Below are 2,379 nucleotides of genomic sequence, written 5' to 3'. Positions count from 1 at the left end.
CTTAAATAGATAGCATTAACCGGCAAGAGGCGACACGCCGGCTTTGGCCCTCTATCGGGCTACTCCGTTACAAGTTGTTGCGGTGCAACAAAATCGGCTTTAGTTGGATTTAGGCATGTCCGCCCACTTGCAAGCCCGGCACCTGGGCGCAAAATAGCACTCCCAAAGGTAACCATTCCCGCCGCTTTGGACCCGCTCGAACGGGCCAGGCGCAAAGACGGGAAGTTTTTGTGTCCAGTAAAAAATCATCCCTCGCGGCGCTCACCCTGGGCGCCATCGGTGTCGTCTACGGCGACATCGGAACCAGCGTCCTGTATGCCGTCAAGGAAGTTTTCGGTTCCGGGCACGTCCCCTTCACCCCCGACAACGTCTACGGCATCCTGTCCATCTTCTTCTGGACGCTGACCGTCATCGTTTCCATCAAGTACGTGGCGCTGGTGCTGCGTGCCGACAACAACGGCGAAGGCGGCCTGATCGCCATGCTGGCGCTGGCGTCCACCGCGGTGAAAGACAAGCCCCAGCTGCGCAAGACCTTGCTGATCGTCGGCATCTTCGGCACCTCGCTGTTTTACGGAGACGGCGTCATCACACCGGCGATTTCAGTGCTGTCGGCCGTCGAAGGCCTGGAAGTCGTCTCACCGGCCTTCAAGCAGGGCGTGATTCCGATCACCCTGATCATCCTGTTCGCCCTCTTCGCGGTGCAAAAACACGGCACGGCCGGCATTGGCAAATTTTTCGGGCCCATCACACTGGTCTGGTTCGGCGTGCTGGCGCTGCTGGGCATTTCCCAGATCGCGACCAATCCCCATATCCTGGTGGCGCTCAGCCCACATTACGCACTGATGTTCATGTGGGCCAACCCSGGCACCACCTTCATCATCCTGGGGGCCGTGGTGCTGTGCGTGACCGGCGCCGAGGCGCTGTACGCCGACCTCGGCCACTTCGGCAAGAAGCCGATACGCCTGGCCTGGTTCTCGGTGGTCATGCCCTCGCTGGTGCTCAACTACTTCGGCCAGGGCGCCCTGCTGATCAGCAACCCCGCCGCCGTGAAGAACCCCTTCTTCCTGATGGCGCCCGAGTGGGCATTGCTGCCGCTGGTGGGCCTGGCTACCATGGCCACGGTGATCGCCTCCCAGGCCCTGATCACCGGCGCCTTCAGCGTGACCAAACAAGCCATCCAGATGGGCTATTTGCCGCGCCTGAACATCCAGCACACCAGCGTGCGCGACACCGGCCAGATCTACATGCCTTTCGTCAATTGGGGCCTGTTCATCACCATCGTGCTCGCGGTGGTGATGTTCCGCTCGTCCAGCAACCTGGCGGCCGCCTACGGCATCGCGGTCTGCACCGACATGCTGATCACCACCATCCTGACCTTCTACGTGATCCGTTACGGCTGGAAGTACCCGCTGAGCCTGTGCATCGCGGCCACCGGTGTTTTCTTTGTCGTCGACTTCGCCTTCTTCGCCTCCAACCTCATGAAGCTGTTCGCCGGCGGCTGGTTCCCGCTGGTGATCGGCGGCGCGGTCTTCACGCTGATGATCACCTGGAAGGAAGGCCGCCACCTGCTCAACGAAAAGCTGCGCGCCGACGCGATTGACCTGCCCAGCTTCCTGGACGCCGTTTTTGTCAGCCCGCCGGCCCGTGTCGAAGGCACGGCCGTGTTCCTGACCGCCGAACCCGGYAGCGTGCCCAACGCGCTGCTGCACAACCTCAAGCACAACAAGGTGCTGCACGAGCAGAACCTGTTYGTGACCGTGCGCAACCACGAGATCCCCTGGATAGGCATGAACAAGCGCCTGGAGATCCACGCGCTCGGGCATGACTGCTGGCAGGTCAATGTGCACTACGGTTTCAAGAACGACCTGGACCTGCCCAAGGCCCTGCAGCAGATCAAGGGCCGGGGCTGCGAGCTGGAGTCCATGACCACCAGCTACTTCCTTTCGCGCGACACGGTGATCCCGACGATCGGCAGCGGCATGGCGCCTTGGCGTGAGAAGCTGTTTGCGCAGATGCATCACAACGCAAGTGGAGCTGCGGATTTTTTGAATTTGCCTAATAACTCTGTTGTGGAGTTGGGTAGCAAAATTGAGATTTGAGTTTTTGCCTCTTGCGTGGGGCTCTGCCTGATCGATTGTTGTTGTTCTCTTCTTAGTTCTGCCGGCCGGGGGTAGCCCGGCGGCTACTCACTTTTCTTTTGCTTCGCCAAAAGAAAAGTAAGCAAAAGAAAAGGCGACCCTGGTTGCTGCGTCCCTTCGCTGCGCTACGGGCAACCTGCGGTGCTCGGCTCAGGCGGGGTCTCGCTAAACTCGCCTTCGGCTCAGACAACGCGATCCCTGATCCGCCTGAACCTCCGCTCCTCGGCGCATCCACAAGGGG

The 2,379-nt window shown here is 60.5% G+C and carries 1 protein-coding gene; it reads left to right on the top strand.

Annotated elements, in window-relative coordinates:
* Nucleotides 1-230: 230 nt before the first annotated feature.
* On the top strand, nucleotides 231-2,099 hold the full coding sequence (locus AC1D0P_RS24780) for a potassium transporter Kup (protein WP_477679161.1): 1,869 nt from the start codon (nucleotides 231-233) through the stop codon (nucleotides 2,097-2,099).
* The last annotated feature ends 280 nt before the right edge of the window (nucleotides 2,100-2,379 follow it).

It is taken from the genome of Polaromonas sp. P1_G2 (assembly GCF_056405515.1).
This window is presented reverse-complemented; position numbering and strand designations above follow the sequence as displayed.